Genomic DNA, 14,712 nt, shown 5'->3' on the forward strand with positions numbered 1-14,712 from the left:
AAACCCTATTCAAAATGACCATGAAACATTTATTCTTTGGCCTAGTCATGATACTGATTGTTCAGGCCTGTACCCCAAAAATGCAAAGTGCCAGTGTAGCAAACACCAAATGGGTATTGAGCGAATGGCCAGGCAAAACCCTGCCCACCAAGGCAAAAGCTACCTTAAATTTTGAAGGCAACAATCACGTAAGCGGCAAGTCGTTTTGCAATGGCTTTGGAGGCTCGGCCATGATTAAAGGCGATTCGGTAAAATTTGACCAGTTGATAGGCACCATGATGTACTGCGAAGAAGTGGGCCAGGCAGAAAATAATTTCCTTAACGATCTCAAAAGTGCCACCAACCTAAAGGTAAGCGATAATAAACTGCAGATTTTGAAAAACGGCACCGTGTTATTGGTGTTTAGTCCGGCCAAATAACTAGCTGATCGATTTGCCAAATGGCGAAAAGGCCAGGCTCATCAGCTTAAAGTGCTGCAAACCGAAGGGAATGCCTACGATGGTTATGCACAGCAAAAGGCCGAAAACCAAATGGGTAAGCACAATGCTTAATCCACCGAAAATAAGCCAGATGATGTTCATGATGGTCGATAGGCAACCTACGCCGTAGCTGGTGTTGGTTATTTTAACGCCAAATGGTGCCAGTCCAACTATGGCAAATTTGAAGCATTGGATGCCGAATGGAATGCCTACAATGGTTAGGCACAAAATAAGGCCACCAAAAATATATTGGAAAAAAATCAGTAATCCACCAAAAATAATCCAGATAATATTGCCAATCAAGTTCATGTATGCGCTTTTTATTAAGAGCATCAGCAGGCCCGAATGTTACAGCGATTAACCCGATTTGGCGCCTGATTTTTGATGACGAACCTATATTAAATTAACCCTGATTATTTATTGGAATACTACAATTGTGTATATTTAGAATACACAAATAACCATAAGGACATGAAAAAGTTAATTTTTTTAATGGCTATGGCCATTGGCTTGGCATTTGGCGCCAAAGCACAAACCGTTAACGGCCAAAAACTGAGCGAAATCAAAGCGCCTTACATCGAACTGAGGGAAGTTGGAAAATTTCTTAGTAATAAAAGGTGGATAAAGCTAGATTACGGCCAGAAAATAAATCAAGAAGAAGAAGCCTATATCAAGGATGATAAAGGCAAGGAACTCGAATTCAACTCGGCGCTCGACTGCGTCAATCAAATGAAAAACTATGGCTACGAACTTTTTCAGGTCTATGCGCTGGGAGGCGAATATGGAAGCTACAAATACTATGTGCTAAAGCGTACAGCCAATTAGATAAAATCCAGGGTTTGGAATTTTTTGGTCAGTATCTGCTGGTTGCTTACATCGAGCCAGTTGTCTAAAATGGTTCCGTAGACCTCTCTAAAATCTACTTGGTACTTAAGGTCGCCATTGTCTAGGTCGCTTAAATTTGGGGCACTGTTGTAAATGCCCTGTTTTTTTAATCGGCCACCAAATACAAATACGTTGTTGGCCGTGCCATGGTCGGTACCGTTGCTGGCATTTTGCTCTACCCGACGTCCAAACTCGGAAAAAGTAATCACCAAGGTATCGTTCAGTTTGTCGTGCTGTTTCAGGTCGTTTAAAAACGCGGCCATGCCCTCGCTGTATTGCCTAAACAGGTTGCCTTGTTGCTGCAATTGGTTCACGTGGGTATCAAAACCGCTTAGCGACACATAGTAAACCTTGGTTTTTAAGCCAGAAGAAATAAATCTCGATACCGTTTTAAGCTGATTGGCGAAACCACTGTTGGGATAGGTGGCCTTGCTCTCGTAAATTTTGGAAGTCTGCTGAATATAATTGGCCGACGAGGAAGTTTCGACCATGGTTTTGTACAAATAGCCCAAATTGTCTTCATCCAAATGGTCTTTGCTGCTGTTGAGCACCTGTTTAAAAAAGGCCTCGTTGGTATTTCTAAACAGCGTATTGGGATCTTTGAGGGCAATTCCCTTTTTCGAATTGCCTTTCATGGCCAGCGACAAGCTATCGTCTACCTCAATTGCCGTATAGGGAAATTTGCAGGTTTCGCAGTTCGAATCGAGGTAGCGGCCAATCCATCCGGTAGAAAGAAACTGGTTGCTGTCGCTGCCGGTTTGCCAAATGTCCATCGAACGGAAATGCGAGCGGTCGGGGTTGGGGTAGCCCACATCGTTGATGATGGTCATCCAGCCTTGGTCGTAAATCTCCCTCAAAGCGCCCAAGTTAGGGTTGAGGCCCTGCATATCGTTCAGTTTGATCACATCCTCCGGCTTAATGGCGATGCTTTTTCTTTTTTGGTAATAAATATCGTTGCCAAAAGGAATAACCGTATTGAGGCCATCGTTGCCACCCGAAAGCTGTACCACCACCAGGTTTTTGTAAGGGCTCAGTTCGTCTAAGGCCAAGGCCTCAAAAGGTTTCATAAACACTGGAACAAACAAGCTACCGGCGGCAGCCAGGGCAGAATTCTTTAAAAAATCTCTTCTTTTCATCTTCTTGGGTTTAGTACGCTTGCGAAGTTTTCAAAACTTCGCAAGTATGGTTAGCAAAGCTGATATTCTGGCAAACTGGTTACTTCTATGGCGGTGTTTTTCAAGCCTTGGTTGTTGGCAATCATGTCGGTGATTTTTTGGCTCAGGCTAGGCTGCAATAAAAACTTGGCCAAGTCGAGGGGTTTGATCCCCTTGGGCAGGCTTGCCAAAAATTTAGGCCAATCGCTTTGCGCATCCACGTACGATTTGGGTTTGGGCTTGGCATTGGCTGGTTTGTTTAGGGCAATTACCGCTTCGTCTTCGGGGTCGGCCTTGCCGCTAAAATCGATGAGGCCGTCGTTTAGCACCAGCGAAGGGATTTTCATCCGTAGCATCAGTGACGAGCTGTCTATCCAGTTTTTGCCACCCGGCCAGCCCGCTACGTTGGGCGGATTAAACAGGTATTGCCCTAAGCTGCTTTGCAACTGGATGAGCACCTGTGGCTTGTTGTAGGTGACATAAAATTCGCGACTCAATCCAACCAGAAACTCCGCCGGCGATTTGATTTTGGTACCCACATTGGGTGCGCTGTAAAACCAATCGGCCGTAAACATCTTTTTCAGTACAGCCGAAATATCGTACTGACTGGCGTGAAAATGATCGGCCAGCTCTTTTACATGCGCTTCGTTTGGCGTTTCGTTTACAAAAAATACATACAGTTTTCTCGCAATGAAAACGGCTGTTTTAGGGTTTTCCAAAATCATGTCGATGATCGATTCGCCATCAAAATTTCCCGTTTTGCCAAAGAAAGTTTTATTGCCTTCGTCGTGAAAGGCCGGCCTCAACTGAAAATCGCCGTTTTTGTCGTAAGTCCAGCCGGTAAACGACCGTGCCGATTCTTTGATGTCCTGTTCGGTATAGTTGCCGATGCCCAGGGTGAAAAGTTCCATCAATTCGCGGGCAAAATTCTCGTTTGGTCTGCCTTTGCGGTTCTGTTGGTTGTTGAGGTATTGCAACATGGCCGGCGATTTGGAAACCTCGACCAGCAAAGTCCGGAAACTGCCCAAGGCGTATTGCCGTTGGATGTTATTGAGCTGCTGGGCAAACATGGGGTTGTTAGAGCGACAGGCAAAGTGGCCATGCCAAAACAGGGTCATTTTCTCGCGTAACGATGCATTGGTGTTGATCATGCGCATAAGCCAATCGATGTTGAGCGAACGGCTTCTTTCGTTTTGTGTTTTGGTAATTTCCTGTCGCTGGTCTTTTTCCTCTTGAGTGAGTTCCTTTTTAGCTCCGAGGCTAGCCTGTAGGTCCATTTGTTGCCTTACTTCGGCCGGATCTACGCTTTTCAGCTCTTCGAAAACGGCAGAATCCTTAAAGAGCTGTTCTACTACCTTGTTCGGGTTTTTTCTGCTGAGGTCTTGCAGCTTGGGATAGGAAATTCCGAAAGAGGCGCGACTATATAGATGCTTAACACTGTTGAAATTATCTTTTCTCTCCATGGGAGTTCGATTTACAGTTATGACTCTTTTAAAACGCTTGGGTTTAACTATTGTTTTGTTTGCTATTATTGCAGCATGATTTTTAGATTGCTAGACGATGTGCTGCTTTTTCCTGATACGGCTTTGGCCGAGCCTGATGGGTTATTGGCCATTGGAGGTGACCTGAGCGTAGAACGGCTGGAACTGGCTTACCAGAGCGGTATATTTCCTTGGTTTAGCCACGCCGACCCTATTTTGTGGTATGCACCGCACGAGCGTTGTGTCATTTTTCCGGAACGGGTAAAAGTGAGCAAGAGCATGGCCAAGGTAATGAAGGACCGTGTTTTTGAGGTAACGGTAAATCAAGATTTCGAAAATGTAATCAGGTATTGTGCGGCAGTACCCCGCGAAGGGCAGGATGGAACCTGGATTACCAACGAGATGCAGTCGGCCTATATCAAGTTGCACCAAAAAGGGCTGGCGCACAGCATAGAAGTTTGGCAACAAGGCCGACTGGTAGGAGGCTTGTATGGCGTTAAAATCAATAAGGTTTTTTGTGGCGAAAGCATGTTCAGTTTGGTGAGCAACGCCTCTAAAACGGCGCTCATTTACCTCTGCCAAAACATGGGTTTTGAACTGATCGATTGTCAATTGCCCAACGAGCATTTGATGAGCTTGGGTGCCGAAATGATTAGCCGAGAAGCATATTTGGAGGTTTTGCAGTTTAATTGACTTATTGTAAGGGTAACTTGTTGGTGAAGAACACCAACAAGAGCTAGCAAAACTGTATTAAGTCATGGATATATTGAGTAAGCGATGTAGGCCACCGTTGGTGTTCTTCACCAACGACAGAAGAACATTCGTTCGCTATAATGGCTTAAGAAGCTGAAATTGTTTTGCTGACTTTTATAGAAAGAGGCACTTGAATAATAATAGTCTTCGGGCGCATCTACCAACATCCACTTGGGTTGACAAGGGTTGTTGTGGATGTAACCAAGCTTTTGAAGAAAAAATGCTTCAGACCATAAATCTTTGCTCAGCGCATTACGTTGCCAAATCTGATATTTACGGTCTTTAAGGCCGACATAATAGTTTTTCATTTCGGAGGTATGGCCATTTCTTAAAGTTTTCAATAATTGTTGTGCAGTAAATTTTAAGAAATCTCTTTGTACATCTTCTCTTAAATAACCTGACATAACTTGCCAAATCAGATGAATATGGTTCGGCATGATAACAAAAGCATATACTTTTATCCGCTTCTTGGCATGAAGAAAGTTTAAGCTGGAGATGACTATCTCTTTTCGCTCGTCAGCTAATAAAAGATTTTGCCATTTTAAAATCGCGACGGTAAAAAATTGGGGATGATACGTTGCTATTGGTACCATGTTACAAGATAATGATTTTGAGAAGAAACAGCGATTTCATGAGTGACTCTTTTAGCTTGTTGGTGAAGAACATCAACAAGGGCATGAGCTTAAGTACCGAAATGATGAGCAGAGAAGCATATTTGGAGGTTTTGAAGTCCAATTGACTTATTGTAAGGGTAGCTTGTTGGTGAAGAACACCAACAAGTGCATAGAGGAATGCCAATAAGGCCATGAAGATATTGATAAGTTTATTCAGCTATCAATTATTGAGTAAGTGATGTTGGCCATCGTTGGTGTTCTTCACCAGCGACAAAGGAGAAATTACTGATTAGCCTTTAAAATGGCATCGACTTCCTCTTTGGTCATCCCTGGCTTGATGCTTTCCTGATAGAAGGCTGCAATGATATGCGAATCGAAATCGTCTATTTTTAGTTTGTCGTTATAGTTCGAATAAAACAAGCTGTTCGCGTTGCGCTCGGTAGGGCTTAACAAGCCGATAGACCTTAAGAGGTTCTTTTTCAACGAATGTCTTAAAGGAGTTCTATCCCGATAGCTTTCAGGGAAAATCAGGTTTTCGGCACGGTAAATTTCAGATTTGCTGTTCGATTTGAAATAGAAGCCTCCATAGCCATTGGCATATTTCACAATGCCTTCAGATAGTCTGTTCAATGCGCTTTCTTCCCGACCAGCTACGATCAGAAAGTTTACCTCGTCATCATCGTTCGTTTTTTTGATGTCGAGCTTGGTAAGCCTTCTGATTTGGCTAAAGGTACTGTCTATTTCTTTCTTGATGTATTGGCTGGTATCGCCATAAATCTTATACCTGATTGGAACTACCCATTTTACAATCACCCTATAATCGTTGGGCCTGGCTCTGTAAAAGGCAATATCGTCAAAGGCGGCCTTTTCTTTTTCGTTGAGTTTTTGGGCAAAAGCATTCAAACTTAAGCCCAGTAGGAGGAAGGCAAGCAGTTTTATCTTTTTCATGGGCAGGCAATTTATTGATTGCTAATTCAACAACTCCCTAATATCGTCTTTACTGAGCGATTTGAAGAAACTTTCTTCGGTCGTAATCAATGAATTGGCTAATGATTTTTTGCGTCGTTGCAAGGCCAGGATCTTCTCTTCAACGGTATCTTTCGATATAAATTTATAGATAAACACCTTTTTCTCCTGTCCAATGCGATGCGTACGGTCAATGGCCTGTTGCTCAACAGCTGGGTTCCACCATGGATCGAGAATAAACACATAATCGGCTTGGGTGAGGTTTAAGCCCACGCCACCCGCTTTGATCGAAATCAGAAACACCTTTAGGTCGGTATTCTGCTGGAACTCGGCCACAATTTCGCCACGGTTTTTGGTACTGCCGTCTAAGTAGGCATAAGGAATGTGTTCTTTTTCGAAGTAATTCTTGAAAATGCCCAAGTGTCGCACAAATTGTGAGAAAATCAACACTTTATGGCCACCTTTCAGCACGTTGTCGAGCGTGTGTACCACGTTTTCGAATTTGCCCGAATCAGACTCATAGCCTTCGTCAATCATCACCGGATGGTTGGCCAATTGCCTTAGCGCGGTTAAGCCCTGTAGCAATTGCACCTGTTTTTTGGCATAAGTGCCATCGTCCATACTGGTGAGCAAGTCGTTGCGGTAAGCCGATTTGGTTTTCTCATAAACGGCCGCTTGATCTTCGCTCATATCGCAATAAAAAATATGCTCGGTTTTAGGTGGCAGTTCGGCGGCAACCTGTTCCTTGGTTCTTCTCAGTACAAAGGGCTTGATGATGGCCTGCAGTTTTTTGGCCTTGTCTTCGTCCTTTCTTTTCTCTATGGCCTGCACATATTCTTCGTTAAAAAAAGATTGCGTGCCCAATAAACCGGGGTTCAGGAAAGTAAGCTGCGTCCATAAGTCGGCCACCGAATTTTCTACCGGCGTACCACTCAAAATAAGGCGATGGCGCGATCGGAGCATGCGCACGCTTTTGAACGATTTAGACGAAGGATTTTTGATGTTCTGGCTCTCGTCTAAAATAATGTAGTTGAAATAAAATTCCCTCAACAGCTCGGCATCAACGCGGGTAATGCCGTAGGTGGTAATAATTAGGTCGTACTTGCCAAAAAGGCTGATGTCTTTATTGCGAAAAGTGCCGGTGTGGGCATGTATCTTGAGTTTGGGGGTAAACTTTTTAGCCTCGTTTAGCCAATTGTAGATTAAAGAGGTAGGCATGATGATGAGCGAGGTGCTGTGCGTAGCGTTTTGCTCGTCTTCTTCCTTCAGCTTTTGCAACATGGCCAAAGTCTGGATGGTTTTACCCAAACCCATATCATCGGCCAAACAGCCCCCAAAATTGTATTCGCGCAAAAAGCTGAACCAATTGTAGCCCGCTTTTTGGTAATGGCGCAAATCGCCCTTAAAGTGGGTAGGCATGGCGCTGTCGGCAATATGTTCAAAATCGTTGAGGCGTTGCAGCTTGCGGTCTAAAGTTACGTTAGCCAGGCTGTCTTCGGCCAAATCGTTTACCAAACCGATGTGGTGCTTTTTCAGCTTCAGGTTCTTGCTGCCATCGGCCAGGCTAAACAAACTGCTGTATTGCGTAAACCATTTTTCGGGAATAATGGCGATATCGCCATCAGGCAAGATAAATTCTCTCTTTTTATGGAGGATATGCTGTTTTAAGGCAATAAACGGAATGGGATGAATACCAAAATACACAATGGCATTGATGTCGAACCAATCGTTGTCTTCCTTGATTTCGAAATCGATTTTATTGGCACCAAAAACGAAGCGCTTGCTGCTGGTGGCCTGCTCAATTTCATAGCCATGCTCTTTTAGCATATCGATATGCTCGTTTACCCAGGTAATAATGGCGTAAGACGGATTATGGTTCTCGTCGAGGTTGGGCAGTTCCAGGTGATGGAAAAGCGCACTTGTTTTTTTGAGCCCCAGGCTTTGCAGCAAGGCAAATTTCTCTTTCTCCCAGTCGCTATTGCGCTTGATGCGGGTAAAAGTATAGTTGTCGTTTTCCTTGCTTAGCCTAACCGTTACCTTTTGGTCGTTGCCCATGGCAAAGGCATATTGCCCATATTTAAAATACAGCTGCAGCTGCGAAACGCCACCATCTACATAAATAACCTTGATTACAGGCGTGGCTTCCAGTTTCTCGGTTTTGATGTCGAAACCTTCGGCGTAAACATGGTATTTTTCGATCAAAGGCCCTACAAACTTTTCGAAATAGGTGGCTTCGGTGGCCTTCGGAATGGTAATATATCGCTTATTGAGGAAAGGCATCAGCTTTTTGCCCTCTATATCCTGTTCAAAGAAATACAGCACATCGTTAAGCAGGAGCCAGGCCGGCTGGTTACAGACCACCTGTGCCTCCTTAAACATAAAATCGATGCGCATGCCCTGGTACTTGATGGTGGGGAAGTATCGGGTTTCGGTTTCGCTTCGCCTGAAATGAAAAAGCACCGTAGCCGGTTCGGTGGCCAGGTCTATTTTTCGTTCGGCGGGCCAGCCGTCTTTGTCCATCAGGTACAGGCCGTCCTTGGTTTTGAGGATTTCCAATACTTCGGCCAGTTTCTTTTCGATTTTTGGCCTTACGTTGTCGTAAAACTTCTCGTCAAAAAACTTGCTGAAAAACTCGAAAGGCCTGATGGCTTTTTTATGGTATTTTTTGATGATGAAATCCTGCTCGGTTTCGTCCAGGATCTTGATCAGCTTAAAATCTACCTCGCTCAGGTGCTTGGCAAACTCTTTGGCCGTATGCGTAAACAAGCGCTGGTAGGTGAGCGAAAAATCGCCCTGCGGATTGAGCTGTACAATGTGCGGTTCGATCAAATAGCCCAAAAACTCATGCTTACATAATGAATATACGATTTGGCAAGGACTGGAACTATTTACGCGTAACATTGAATAAAAGCTAAAAGAAAGAAAAGCTAGGCATCTAAAAAATGTTAAACATACATCAAATTGTTTTTTATTCAAACAGCGAGGGCATAAATTCTGAGAAATTAATCGAGCTGTCAGATCCAATTGCCTTACAAATCAAATAGTTGCTTATCGACGAAAATTTTTTGTGCGAGTTCGTCGAAAAATTACGGGCGTTCGTCTAGTGTTACCCAAGGCTGGTATAATACGCCCATTTTCGGTGCAACTTTTCTCGTTTGATGCAGTCTTATTTACGAAACCTGCCCAGAAGAACGGCAGGCCCAAACAAAAAATAAACAACAGTTATACAACAGTTTAAAATATTAAAGTCATGAAAACCTCTATTAAAACCTTATTCGCAGCCGCCTTATCACTCGTAGTATTAAGCAGTTCTGCATTTGCTTCAACAGGAGTAAAAGACAACAACAATGTAACCGTGTTAAACCAAGTAAAAAACATCAGCAAAATCGAAGTAAAAGGTAATGTTGAAGTGATCTTGGTGCAAGCGCCGACAGAAAGCGTAAAAGTTTACGACAGCTACTATTCTAAAAACGCTTTGGTACAGCAACAAGAAGGCGTATTGCGCATCAGCTCTTTCCAAAAAGAAACCTTAACCGTAGCGGTTTATGTACGTAACCTTGCTGCAATCGAAGCTGCCGATAATGCGGTTGTTAGAACTTACGGAAAAGTAAACTTCCTTAACTTGAACATCGATTTAAAAGGTGCCGCCAAGGCCGATATCAACGCCAGCACCATTAACCTATACACTTCGGTTAAAGATAGCGCAGACTTAAAACTAAGTGGCAGTACTACCGAGCACTATGCCGTATTGGGTTCAAAAGCGAAAATGAGCATGGATCAGTTTGTAGCCGATAGCACCAGCGTAAACACTGTAGCCCCGCTAATTGCCAAAGTTGCTCCCGTTAAACAAACTTTAGAAAGCATTATCCTTGCCGACGAAGCCAAACTTTCAAAATAACAAACCTATCATATCTCAGTTTTTTTAAAAGGAAAGCGCCCCGAATTCGGGGCGCTTTTTTATTTTTTTGGTAAATACTTGCGAAGTTTTTAAAACTTCGCAAGTGTATTTATTTTAATTAAAAGTCAAACTTTATGCCCTGTGCCAAAGGCAGGGTATTCGAATAATTAATGGTATTGGTTTGACGACGCATGTAGGCTTTCCAGGCATCCGAGCCACTTTCGCGACCACCACCGGTTTCTTTTTCGCCACCAAAGGCACCGCCAATTTCGGCGCCAGAAGTACCGATGTTGACGTTGGCAATGCCACAGTCTGAACCTTGGGCCGATAAAAATTGCTCGGCTTCCCTTAAATTGAGGGTCATAATGGCCGACGATAGGCCTTGTGGTACGCCATTTTGCAGAGCGATAGCCTCGTCAAGTTCTTTGTATTTGATCAGGTAAAGGATTGGCGCAAAGGTTTCGTGCTGCACAATTTGATAATCGTTTTTTACTTCGGCTATGCAAGGTTTGACATAGCAACCCGAAGTATAGTCGCCACCGCTCAATACACCGCCTTCAACTACAAAGTTTCCGCCTTCGGCTTTGCATTTGGCTATCGAATCCAGATAGCTGGCTACGGCATCGGTATCAATCAGCGGGCCAACATGGTTGTGCTGGTCTAGCGGATTGCCAATGCGCAGCTGTCCATAGGCTTTAACTAGTTTTTCTTTAAAGGCTTCGTACACGCTTTCGTGGATGATCAAACGACGGGTTGAGGTACAGCGCTGGCCGGCAGTACCTACCGCGCCAAATACCGCGCCGATAATCGACATGTCCAAATCAGCTGCCGAAGAAATGATAATGGCATTGTTGCCACCCAATTCTAAGAGGCTTTTGCCCAAACGTGCCCCCACGGCAGCGCCCACGGCCTTGCCCATGCGGGTAGACCCAGTGGCGGAAACTAGCGGAATTCGGGTATCGTTGCTCATCAATTCGCCAATGGTTCTGTCGCCGATAACCAGGTTAGACACACCTTCGGGAACATCATTTGCCGTTAATACTTTGCTAATAATATGTTGACAAGCCACAGCAGTTAAAGGTGTTTTTTCTGAAGGTTTCCAGATGCAAACATTGCCACAAACCCAAGCCAGGGCTGTATTCCAGCTCCAAACGGCTACCGGAAAGTTAAAGGCCGAGATAATGCCTACAATGCCTATCGGATGCCATTGCTCGTACATGCGGTGCGAAGGCCTTTCGCTGTGCATGGTTAATCCGTAAAGCTGGCGCGACAGGCCAACGGCAAAATCGCAGATGTCTATCATTTCTTGTACTTCGCCGAAACCTTCCTGCAAGCTTTTGCCCATTTCGTACGAAACCAGGGTGCCTAAAGCCTCTTTGTTTTTTCGAAGCTCTTCGCCAAATTGGCGCACCATTTCGCCTCTTTTTGGGGCAGGTACGGTTCGCCAGTGCAAAAATGCCTTTTGGGCAGTTTCTACAACTTGGTCGTAATCTTTGGCCGATGCCACTTGCACCGACGCTATTTTTTTGCCATCAACGGGAGAGTGGCTGTCGATAATTTTTTCGTTGCTTGGGCTTGCCCAGTTTTGGCCTGTGCTATAGGCCGGATTGATGGATTCTATTCCTAATTGCTTTAAAATAGCACTGATATTTGTTTCCATTCTATTAAGGTTTGATCTGAAATCGATTTCTACAAAGCAACAAAAAATTAAGGAGGATTGCCACAAAATAAGCGGATTTAGGTTGGCAATGCCGTAGGGTACATTTTTTGCCTGCCGACCTCGCTCCACACTTTTCCAGCGTTAGCTTGCAATTCTATGCGCTAACTTTGCTACATTAGTCCATTGCAAACCAAAGCACATCAGTCATGAATAAAATTTTTACCACCGGTTTAATTGGGGTGGCCCTGCTCTGCAGCTTTACTTCGCTCCAGGCACAACAAGAAGCTCCCAAAACCAATCAGGTTTACCGAGTTACGCCCACCAAAATAAACGATTTGGTGCACACCAAGCTCGACGTGAGCTTCGACTATGCCAAACGCTACCTGTATGGCAAGGCCTGGCTTACGCTAACGCCACATTTTTACCCAACCGATACGCTAACCCTCGATGCCAAGGGTATGGATATTAAAAGTGTAGCCTTGGTAGGAGCCAAAGCCAACACCCCGTTAAAATATACCTACGATAACGAACAGTTGTTTGTGCAGCTGAACAAAAAATACACGCGCAGCGAGAAATACACCATTTACATTGCTTACACGGCCAAACCCGACGAGCTGAAGGTAAAAGGCAGCGCGGCCATTACCGATGCCAAAGGCTTGTATTTTATCAACCCTGATGGGGCCATTAAAGACAAGCCAATTGAAATCTGGACCCAAGGCGAAACCGAAGCCTCTTCGGCCTGGTTCCCTACCATCGATAAGCCTAACCAAAAAACCACGGCCGAAATTGCCATGACGGTACAGGCTAAATATACTACGCTGTCTAACGGCAAGCTGGTTTCGCAAAAAGCCAATGCCAACGGTACCCGTACCGATGTTTGGAAAATGGATCAGCCACATTCGCCATACCTGTTTATGATGGCGGTTGGCCCTTTCCAAGTTTACAAAGACAGCTGGAAAGGCAAGGAGGTGAGCTATTACCTGGAACCAAAATATGCACCTTATGCCAAGCAGATTTTTGGCAAAACCCCTGATATGATGACTTTTTACAGCAACATTTTGGGCATAGACTACCCTTGGGTAAAATATGCACAGGTAGTGGCTAGAGATTATGTATCGGGCGCTATGGAGAATACTTCGGCAACCCTGCATGGCGAGCACGTGCAGAAAACACCAAGAGAACTGATTGATGCCAACGAACAAGGCACCATTGCACACGAGCTGTTCCATCAATGGTTTGGCGATTATGTAACCGCTGAATCGTGGTCTAACCTCACCATGAACGAATCATTCGCCACCTTTGGAGAGGTGGTTTGGCACGGTCACGACGAGGGTAAAGATGCTGAAGACGAATCGCGCTATGGCAAATTGACTTCTTATTTGGGTTCGACCAAAAATGGCGAAAGTCCGGTATTGGCCCGTTTCTACTACAACGATAAGGAAGACATGTTCGATAACGTGAGCTATGCCAAAGGATCGATTATCTTATACGCTTTAAAAAACCTCTTGGGCGACGATGCCTTTTACAAAGGATTGAACCTTTACCTCAGAACCAATGCCTATAAAAACGGCGAACCTCATCAATTGCGTTTGGCTTTAGAAGAAGTAAGCGGCAGAGATTTGTTGCCTTATTTTAACCAATGGTATTATGCTGGCGGCCACCCGATTTTGGACGTGAAGTACGATTACAAAGATGGCAATGCGGTAATCGATGTTAAACAAACGCAGTCGCCCGATGTACAAACCTTTACCTTGCCTTTAAAAGTAGACTTGTATGTGGGTGGACAAAAAATCAGCAAGGAAATAACCATTAACAGCAGGGAACAAAGCTTTAGCTTTCCGGTTTCGGCCAAACCCGACCTGATTGATCTTGATGCCGACAAAATTTTGGTAGGCCAAATCAAAGACAACAAAACATTGGAGAACTACATTTTTCAATATAGTAATGCTCCTTCATACGCAAACAGGCTAAAAGCAATTGAACAGGCTACATTTAACAATAAGGAAAAGGCCGCTCAACAATTGCTTTTAAAAGCTTTAGACGATAAAAATGCTACGCTAAGGGCTATGGCTTTAAAAGGCTTTAACCTTAAAGACGAACAAATTAAAGCGCTAGCCGGCGAAAAAATTGTAGCCTTGGCTAAAAACGACAAAAATTCGAACGTAAGGTCTACCGCCATTGCCAGATTGGCCATGAGTGGCGACAAAGCTTATGTGCCAGTATTCCAAAATGGCTTGAAAGAGCAATCTTACAAAGTAATCGGTACCTCGTTGCAAGCCATGAACATGGTAGAACCAACGGCCTTGGGCTCAATTGTAGCAGGGTTGGATCAAGATACGAAAGACCATGTGCCGTCGCAGTTGGCGCAGATTTACGCCAGCTTAGGCGATGACAGCTTTCACCCGTTTTACCTGAACATTGCCAATACCGGTAACATCAATGCCTTGGCCGGTGTAGTAATGGCTTATTCGAACTATTTGGTGAAAAACAAGAACCCAAAAATTACGCAGGAAGGCGCACAGGCCATTGTTAACGGCATGAACCGCACCAAGTTGGCGCAATACTACGGCAAGCAGTTTGTGCAGGTATTTACCACGGCCGAGCAGAACAAAATTAAAGAGGCCGAAAGTGCCAGTGGCGACGCCAAAGACAATTTGTTGAAGCAAGCGGCTTACTTTAAAGCTGCCGCTGCCGAGTTGAATAAATAATTCGATTTTGAAAGTATCCATCACAAAGGCTGTTGATCCAAATCAACAGCCTTTGTGATATGAGCTTTGTTTTAGCATCATGTCAGGCCCAAGTAATGGCCAATCGTTACGCCA

At 44.4% G+C, this 14,712-nt stretch carries 12 protein-coding genes; 5 read left to right on the forward strand and 7 right to left on the reverse strand.

What is annotated here, in order from left to right:
- The first annotated feature begins 20 nt into the window (after positions 1–20).
- On the forward strand, positions 21–419 hold the full coding sequence (locus VRU48_RS16260) for an META domain-containing protein (protein ID WP_330108976.1): 399 nt from the start codon (positions 21–23) through the stop codon (positions 417–419).
- On the opposite strand, the gene VRU48_RS16265 is transcribed toward VRU48_RS16260, so the two are convergent.
- Positions 420–788 carry a YccF domain-containing protein gene (locus tag VRU48_RS16265; protein ID WP_330108977.1) on the reverse strand — a complete coding sequence of 123 codons (369 nt, stop codon included), beginning with the start codon at positions 786–788 and terminating at the stop codon, positions 420–422.
- A 162-nt stretch (positions 789–950) separates the two neighbouring features.
- Between VRU48_RS16265 and VRU48_RS16270 the strand changes: the two genes are divergently transcribed.
- The gene (locus tag VRU48_RS16270; protein WP_330108978.1) at positions 951–1,304 is read left to right on the forward strand and encodes a hypothetical protein; all 354 of its coding nucleotides are present in this window, start codon (positions 951–953) and stop codon (positions 1,302–1,304) included.
- Here the strand turns inward: VRU48_RS16270 and VRU48_RS16275 are convergent.
- Together VRU48_RS16275 and VRU48_RS16280 are read right to left on the reverse strand one after the other, a co-directional pair.
- Positions 1,301–2,500, reverse strand: a complete 1,200-nt coding sequence (locus VRU48_RS16275; protein ID WP_330108979.1) for a DUF1501 domain-containing protein — start codon at positions 2,498–2,500, stop codon at positions 1,301–1,303. The genes VRU48_RS16270 and VRU48_RS16275 overlap by 4 nt on opposite strands.
- Before the next feature lie 50 nt (positions 2,501–2,550).
- The gene (locus VRU48_RS16280; RefSeq protein ID WP_330108980.1) at positions 2,551–3,981 is read right to left on the reverse strand and encodes a DUF1800 domain-containing protein; all 1,431 of its coding nucleotides are present in this window, start codon (positions 3,979–3,981) and stop codon (positions 2,551–2,553) included.
- A 75-nt stretch (positions 3,982–4,056) separates the two neighbouring features.
- Here VRU48_RS16280 and aat point away from each other — a divergent pair, with 75 nt between their 5' ends.
- Entirely contained in the window at positions 4,057–4,692 is a 636-nt protein-coding gene (gene aat / locus VRU48_RS16285; RefSeq protein ID WP_330108981.1) for a leucyl/phenylalanyl-tRNA--protein transferase, read from the forward strand.
- A gap of 107 nt (positions 4,693–4,799) precedes the next feature.
- Here the strand turns inward: aat and VRU48_RS16290 are convergent, their stop codons facing one another.
- From VRU48_RS16290 to VRU48_RS16300, 3 genes are all read right to left on the reverse strand, one after another.
- Entirely contained in the window at positions 4,800–5,345 is a 546-nt protein-coding gene (locus tag VRU48_RS16290; RefSeq protein ID WP_330108982.1) for a transposase, read from the reverse strand.
- Positions 5,346–5,648: 303 nt separating this feature from the next.
- Positions 5,649–6,314, reverse strand: a complete 666-nt coding sequence (locus VRU48_RS16295) for a DUF2927 domain-containing protein (protein WP_330108983.1) — start codon at positions 6,312–6,314, stop codon at positions 5,649–5,651.
- Positions 6,315–6,335: 21 nt separating this feature from the next.
- Entirely contained in the window at positions 6,336–9,233 is a 2,898-nt protein-coding gene (locus VRU48_RS16300; RefSeq protein ID WP_330108984.1) for a DEAD/DEAH box helicase, read from the reverse strand.
- A gap of 349 nt (positions 9,234–9,582) precedes the next feature.
- On the opposite strand from VRU48_RS16300, the gene VRU48_RS16305 reads away from it, so the two are divergent.
- Positions 9,583–10,230 (forward strand): GIN domain-containing protein, encoded by a 648-nt coding sequence (locus tag VRU48_RS16305; RefSeq protein WP_330108985.1) that lies wholly within the window; start codon positions 9,583–9,585, stop codon positions 10,228–10,230.
- Positions 10,231–10,348: 118 nt separating this feature from the next.
- On the opposite strand, the gene amaB is transcribed toward VRU48_RS16305, so the two are convergent.
- Positions 10,349–11,890 carry an L-piperidine-6-carboxylate dehydrogenase gene (amaB, locus tag VRU48_RS16310; RefSeq protein ID WP_330108986.1) on the reverse strand — a complete coding sequence of 514 codons (1,542 nt, stop codon included), beginning with the start codon at positions 11,888–11,890 and terminating at the stop codon, positions 10,349–10,351.
- A gap of 206 nt (positions 11,891–12,096) precedes the next feature.
- Here amaB and VRU48_RS16315 point away from each other — a divergent pair, with 206 nt between their 5' ends.
- Complete coding sequence (locus VRU48_RS16315; RefSeq protein WP_330108987.1) at positions 12,097–14,598, forward strand: M1 family aminopeptidase; 2,502 nt, start codon at positions 12,097–12,099, stop codon at positions 14,596–14,598.
- Positions 14,599–14,712 lie beyond the last annotated feature (114 nt).

It is taken from the genome of Pedobacter albus, from assembly GCF_036324255.1.
Lineage (GTDB): Bacteria > Bacteroidota > Bacteroidia > Sphingobacteriales > Sphingobacteriaceae > Pedobacter > Pedobacter albus.